The sequence below is a fragment of the Oleiphilus sp. HI0086 genome (genome assembly GCF_001635225.1).
Map to the genome: position 1 here is coordinate 1 of NZ_LWFZ01000711.1, position 6,407 is coordinate 6,407.

6 protein-coding genes and 1 tRNA gene are annotated in these 6,407 nt (G+C 44.4%); 6 read left to right on the forward strand and 1 reads right to left on the reverse strand.

All coding sequences use genetic code 11. The annotated features are described in order from the left end of the window. Positions 1-54 precede the first annotated feature (54 nt). From A3756_RS11545 to nadA, 6 genes are all read left to right on the forward strand, one after another. Positions 55-672 carry a cell envelope integrity protein TolA gene (locus A3756_RS11545; protein ID WP_231875525.1) on the forward strand — a complete coding sequence of 206 codons (618 nt, stop codon included), beginning with the start codon at positions 55-57 and terminating at the stop codon, positions 670-672. Positions 673-720: 48 nt separating this feature from the next. Beyond that, a complete protein-coding gene (gene tolB / locus A3756_RS11550; RefSeq protein WP_068511018.1) occupies positions 721-2,022 on the forward strand; it encodes a Tol-Pal system beta propeller repeat protein TolB in 1,302 nt (433 codons plus the stop codon). Between the two features lie 174 nt (positions 2,023-2,196). Next, positions 2,197-2,784 carry a peptidoglycan-associated lipoprotein Pal gene (gene pal / locus A3756_RS11555; protein WP_231872114.1) on the forward strand — a complete coding sequence of 196 codons (588 nt, stop codon included), beginning with the start codon at positions 2,197-2,199 and terminating at the stop codon, positions 2,782-2,784. 5 nt (positions 2,785-2,789) lie between these two features. Continuing rightward, a complete protein-coding gene (ybgF, locus tag A3756_RS11560; protein ID WP_068553536.1) occupies positions 2,790-3,692 on the forward strand; it encodes a tol-pal system protein YbgF in 903 nt (300 codons plus the stop codon). Between the two features lie 114 nt (positions 3,693-3,806). Then, positions 3,807-3,882, forward strand: a tRNA-Lys gene (locus tag A3756_RS11565). 260 nt (positions 3,883-4,142) lie between these two features. Then, a complete protein-coding gene (gene nadA / locus A3756_RS11570; RefSeq protein WP_068553537.1) occupies positions 4,143-5,183 on the forward strand; it encodes a quinolinate synthase NadA in 1,041 nt (346 codons plus the stop codon). A gap of 35 nt (positions 5,184-5,218) precedes the next feature. On the opposite strand, the gene A3756_RS11575 is transcribed toward nadA, so the two are convergent. After that, a partial coding sequence (locus A3756_RS11575) for a M48 family metalloprotease (RefSeq protein WP_068553538.1) occupies positions 5,219-6,407 on the reverse strand: 1,189 nt, incomplete at its 5' end.

The following is a 6,407-nucleotide window of genomic DNA, read 5'->3' on the forward strand; positions in this document are numbered from 1 at the left end:
CTAGAGAAGAAAAAGGCTCAAGAGAAGAAAAAGGATCTAGAGAAGAAAAAGGCTCTGGAGAAGAAAAAAGCTCTGGAGAAGAAAAAGGCTCTAGAGAAGAAAAAAGCTCTGGAGAAGAAAAAGGCTCTGGAGAAGAAAAAGGCTCTAGAGAAGAAAAAAGCTCTAGAGAAGAAAAAGGCTCTGGAGAAGAAAAAGGCACTGGAAAAGAAAAAAGCACTGGAACTTGAAGAAGCCCTAAAAATCAAAGAGCGTGAATTGGCTCGACAAGCTCAAGAGAAAGTCTTACTGGAAAAGATGCGTAAGCTTGAAGAGGATCGACTTTTAGAAGCAAAAGCTGCTGAAGAAAAGGCGCGCCAAGCTGAGCTCGAAGCCACGCATGCCTTTGAAGTGAGTGAGGTCGAGCGTTTTATGGCTGCAATTAAACGTAAGGTGCAAACCAGATGGCGTATTCCTCCCAAATCAACCGGTTTAAGCGTCACCTTAACAATAGAGCTTTTACCAAGCGGTGAGTTAAAAGCGGTTGGGATTAAAAGTACTAGCGGAAACCCGGTCTATGATCGCTCAGCAGAGCATGCTGCTAGCAGCATTAGTACCTATCCTGTTCCTGATGATGTAAATATATTTGATCGGCACTTTCGTAAGTTCTCGATGCGATTTTCACCTGTTGATTAGTGAACGTTTTTTAGATAAATGTTCTTGTGACGAAATTCTGAGGTTTGAATGAAGAAGTTTCTAATACTGATATTAACTGCATTTGTATCGGCAGCAGTAAATGCCGAGCTTGTAATCGAAATAGAGGTGGGCTCGGCAAGTGCTCAGCCTATTGCGATCGTTCCGTTTGCAAATAAAAATGCATCGCCATTGCCTGAGGATGTATCCAAAATTATTGCAAACAATCTTCAACGAAGTGGTGATTTTGATACCTTGCCGACCTCGCGTATGCTCGGCTTACCTGAACGCTTCGACCAGGTGCACTTCAGAGACTGGCGTAGGCTAGGGCAGAGTTATATTGTTGTTGGGAGTGTCACGCATCAAAATGGTTCTAAGCAGGTAATAGTAGACTATGAACTTGTTGATATCTTTACTCAAAAATCTCTCATTAGCGAGCGAGTAAAAGCAAGCCCTACAAGCCTTAGAAAAACAGCGCATTATATTAGTGACCGTGTGTATCAGCAGATTACGGGTGTCCAAGGCGTGTTTTCTACCAAGATCGCATATATAACCGTTAAAGAGTTAACCAACAAGCAGCGTCAGTACCGCCTAAATGTTGCAGATGCTGATGGGAAAGGGGCTTATACACTGTTTACTAGTCGCGAGCCTATGTTGTCTCCTTCATGGTCTAATGATGGGCAGCACCTGACTTACGTGTCTTATGACTCTGGTCGCCCAGCAATTTACATTCAGCATGTGATTTCAGGAAATCAAAGAAAGGTGACCTCGTTTAAAGGCTTGAATGACTCGCCTATGTGGTCGCCAGATGATTCCTCTCTGGTAATGACCTTGTCGAAAGATGGCAACGCCGAGTTATATAGTTATGACTTGGCTCGTGATCGCACTGAGCGATTAACATTCGACTCAGGTATTGATACCGAGGCAAGCTGGTCACAGGACGGTAAAAGTGTCGTATTTACAAGTGACAGGGGCGGGAGCCCACAGGTTTATCGTATGTCTCTGAGAGATCGTATTCCGGAGCGCTTGAGCTTTGTTGGGAAGTATAATACCAGGCCTCGCTACAGCCGCGACGGTAATAGTATTTTTTACGTCCACAAAAGTACCGAGCCGGGTGATCAAGGTTTTCATATTGCAGAAATAGATATCGAGACGGGGGATCAAAGAATTCTCACCTCAACATCGCTGGATGAGTCGCCAAGTGTTTCACCAAATGGGCGTATGATTATATATTCGACCTTGCGCGGTGGTAGCAAAGTTTTAGCGGTGGTATCGGTTGATGGTGGTGCGAAATATTTTTTACCATCTAATAAGGGCGATGTGCTGGAGCCTGCCTGGTCACCTTTTTTGTAGATTATTAATTATTGGATATAAACCGGTAAAAATAAAAGCTTTTCGCTAAAACCCGCTTGTGTTTTATAGTGCATCCGGTAAGCTTTGTATGATAATAAGTCAAATGATTTTAGTGTGAAAAGCGTACGATTTGACAAAGAATACTTGAATCCCCACCAAAAAAATGAAGGTAAGATGATGAAATTAAATTCGATCAAGCTGTTCCTGGCGCTTATTTTTTCGATTTTAGTACTAACTGGTTGTGAAAGCTTAAGTACTGAAGATGAGTTCACTGCAGACGAAGTTCCAGCTGCACAAGACGAAAACCAATCTGAAGACAGTGCTTCAACCGGCGGTACAGTTTCAGGTGCACCAGACGCTGATCAAATTAGTGTTGAAGAGCAGGCTGCTCAAAGAGCTAAAGAAGCTGCTATGGCCGAGCAAGCCGCTTTGCGTGAAATGAGAACTTTTTACTTTGAGTTTGACCAGTCAACCGTTAAGTCTGAGTCACGTCCTGCATTGGCAGCTCACGCGGCTTACTTATCTGCTAACCCATCGTCAAAAGTTGTGATTGAAGGTCACTGTGATGAGCGTGGCACTAAGGGTTACAACGTTGCATTAGGTGAGCGTCGTGGTAACTCGATTGCTAAATTCCTAATTGTAAATGGTGTTTCTAAAGCTCAAATTGAAGTAGTTAGCTACGGTGAAGAACGTCCTGCAAATGCTGGCCATAACGAAGCAGCATGGGCTCAAAACCGAAGAGCTTATATTGAGTATCAATAATCATTATGATTATTGATAAGACTCTCGCGCGGAGCTGTTTTTCAGCTCCGGCGCTATTACCAGTTACCCTCCTGTCCTTTCTTGTTATTTCTGCTCCTCTTTCTGCGCGAACACTAATTTTTCAGTCAGAACAAAACAATTCTGCGCCCGAAGCGTCAGCGCCTGCTGAACAAACAGCGTTGCCTTCGGCTCGGCCTGTTAGTGCGCCTGTCGCACTGCCGGTTCAAAGCTCTGCAAATAGTGAATTGTTTTTTATGATCGAGGAATTGCAGCAGCAGCTTAAGGCTCTTAGAGGTGTTGTAGAAGAGCAAGCTAATGAGATACGTCACTTAAAGCGAAATGCGAAGGCTAGATATCTTGACCTGGACTCAAGAGTGTTGGCTTTGTCCAAGCAAGCCAAGTCAAGTGGGTCGAGTTCTACTGTTTCCAATACATCCTCAGTCGTTTCGCCTAGCCTAAGTGTGAATGGAGAGTCAGAAGGTACGAAAGCAAGTGTTGTTACTGATGTCGCTGTCGAGCCCAAAAAAGCCAGTTCGGCTGAAGCAAAGCAGGCATATCAAGAGGCTTATGGGCTTATCAAAGACAAAAAGTTTGACGAGGCGGTTACAAGTTTCTACACGTTTATCGAGAAATACCCAGATGGGCCTTTAACAGGTAATGCCTATTATTGGTTGGGAGAGATTTACTTAGTCTTACCTCAGCTAGAGCAGGCTAGACAAGCTTTCTCTATCGTTGTGCAGGCATACCCTGGTCACAGTAAGGTTGCTGACTCTCTATTTAAGCTTGGTGTGGCATATGATCGCTTACAGAACCCGACTGAGTCTCAAAGATACTTAAGTGAGGTTCAAAAGCAATTTCCTGATAGTACCGCTGCCAAACTAGCAAAAAGTTATAAGATCAATCGCTAAGCGACTGAATTTTATAGATTTTTCGTATAATTTTATAAAACTGTAAAACTAATGTAATTTTTTTGAAATTGCGCTTGTTATTTTCTTAAAAATCATTACTATATGCGCCTCATCGGGTCGTTAGCTCAGTTGGTAGAGCAGTTGGCTTTTAACCAATTGGTCGCAGGTTCGAATCCTGCACGACCCACCATTCCCTTCGAAAGTCCGCTGTCCCAATATTTCCAGCTAATTCATTAGTTTTAACATATAGTCATTTGTTAGTCTGCGCTCGCTGCTTCGATCTGCTTGCGTTGGTACTCAATCAATTATAGATTTTACTGTCACAAGGATTATACTATGGCACCCAAATTTTAGGTGCAGCTTCACATTAGTGTATTGTGTGTTTGAGTGGCTTCTAGTTAGTAAGAAAAATAGATTCGAACTTTAGATATATCTTTAGATAGGAACGACATGGCAAGTATTGAAGATCGCGTTTTGGTTCAAGAGCATTTAGCGCATGAGCATCTCTCGGCTAGAGAATTAGATCAGGCCAAGGTTGCAGATTACAAAGAGAAGATTAAATCGCTACTTAAAGAAAAGAACGCCGTTATCGTTGCGCATTACTATACAGATCCTATTGTACAGGCATTGGCTGAAGAGACTGGGGGATGCATTTCAGACTCTCTAGAGATGGCGAGGTTTGGTAAGGAACACTCAGCTGAGACTCTGTTGGTTGCTGGTGTGCGCTTTATGGGCGAAACGGCAAAGATACTCAGCCCGGAAAAAACTGTACTAATGCCAACGCTCGAAGCGACTTGCTCACTAGATATTGGCTGCCCGATTGAACAGTTTGAAGAATTTTGTGACCAGCACCCTGATCGAACTGTCGTTGTTTACGCTAACACGTCCGCCGCTGTTAAAGCCCGTGCAGATTGGGTAGTCACCTCAAGCATGGCCTTAGAGCTTGTAAGTTATCTTGATAAACGTGGTGAAAAGATACTGTGGGGGCCTGATCAGCATTTAGGTAACTACATAGAGAAGCAAACAGGGGCTGACATGGTAATGTGGCAGGGTTCTTGTATTGTTCATGAGGAGTTTAAGGGGCAGGGTATAAAGGACCTTATGAAGGTTTACCCTGATGCCGCGGTACTTGTGCATCCGGAATCTCCGCAAAGTATGGTTGAATTTGCTGATGCGGTCGGTTCAACGACTCAGCTTATCAAAGCGTCGCAAGAGTTGCCGAATCAAGAATTTATCGTCGCTACAGATAACGGTATCTTCTATAAAATGCAGCAGTTGTCGCCTGAGAAAGTCTTTATCGAAGCGCCCACTGCCGGTTCTGGAGCGACCTGCCGATCCTGTGCACATTGCCCGTGGATGGCAATGAACGACCTGGAAAATATGTACTTGGCATTAAGTGAGGGGAGTGGCGAAGTAGAGGTCGACTCCGAATTAAGAGCCGGTGCACTTAAGTCCCTTCAGAGAATGCTAGACTTCTCAGCTACGTTGTAAATAACTTTGGCTTTCCATTCACCCTGTTTGCGCGTTTAAAACAGCGGGTTTTCTTTGATGGCATAGAAGAGGTCCAGTCTTGACTGGATCTTAAGTTCATCAAGCTCACTTGTGGTTTTTTTCAAGGCAAGGCTAAGCTGCTCGATAGCTTGATTCATTCTAGCGGTAAGGTAGAAATATTCTGCTCGTGCTTGGTGCAAATGCGCGATATCACCAGCGAGCCCCGCTACCTCAGCAAGTAAGTACCAAATCTCGGGGTCTTCAGGGTAACGTAGGCTCATTTTAGTGAGTAGATGATTCGATTCCTTAATTTTGTTTGCATCAAGATACGCTTTTGCCAGCGCTCGAGATAAAGAGTAGTTGTGAGGGTTCCTGCTTAATTGTTGCTCAAGGGTGCTGATTGCATCGGTGTGGCGGCTGGCATTGGATAATGCTTGCGCATAGATGGTGTTGATCGATATCTGGTTAGGATACTGCTCTAATAGTTTTTCCAGAAGCTCAATCGTTTTGAGGGGCTTGGTTTTTAGGTGAGCATAGGCAAGGCCAAATGTCGCGGTACTAATTTGTGTCGTATTACCCTTTTGCAGAATATTGTTGAAGTATTCAACTGCAGCTTGCCTGGATTCCGCATAGTCACTAATGATCATGTTTTTACTAAAGTGAAAGTCAATGTCATCTCGATAGCGTGCTCTGGGGTACTGCTCAGCCCTCCCTCGCGTATCACTAATTCGCGTATCGGACAGAGGGTGTGTTGATAGATATTCTGGGAGGCTCTCTGCTCTGAGCCGTGTTTGTTTGTACATGCGTTCAAACATCTTTGGCATTGCTCGCGGGTCGAAAGCTGAATTTGCTAAAATCTTAATACCTAGGCGGTCAGCCTCTTGTTCGTTTTTGCGTGAAAACTTTAGTTGTTTCTCTGCACTAAGTGCCTGAGTGCTTGCCAGTGCAGCGACGCCAGCTTCTGAACCAGCTGTCGCAGCAATAATTGCGCTTGCCAGAAAGCCGGCGAGTGTCAGTGGCGCCGCAAGCTTTTGTCGTTCGAGCATGCGGGCGTAGTGTCTTTGGCTGAGGTGGGCGAGTTCGTGAGCAATAACGGATGCAAATTCTTGTTCGGTATTGGCGTTAAAGAATAACCCTGCGTTTACGCCAATAATGCTACCAGGTACTGCAAAGGCATTTAGGCTTGGATTGTCGACAATTGTAATGGTGAAGTCGCGATCGATT

What these genes read in the sequence shown, in the direction of transcription:
- nadA (WP_068553537.1), top strand. Translation starts at nt 4,143, where the DNA reads ATGGCAAGTATTGAAGATCGCGTTTTGGTTCAAGAGCATTTAGCGCAT.
- ybgF (WP_068553536.1), top strand. Translation starts at nt 2,790, where the DNA reads ATGATTATTGATAAGACTCTCGCGCGGAGCTGTTTTTCAGCTCCGGCG.
- pal (WP_231872114.1), top strand. Translation starts at nt 2,197, where the DNA reads ATGATGAAATTAAATTCGATCAAGCTGTTCCTGGCGCTTATTTTTTCG.
- tolB (WP_068511018.1), top strand. Translation starts at nt 721, where the DNA reads ATGAAGAAGTTTCTAATACTGATATTAACTGCATTTGTATCGGCAGCA.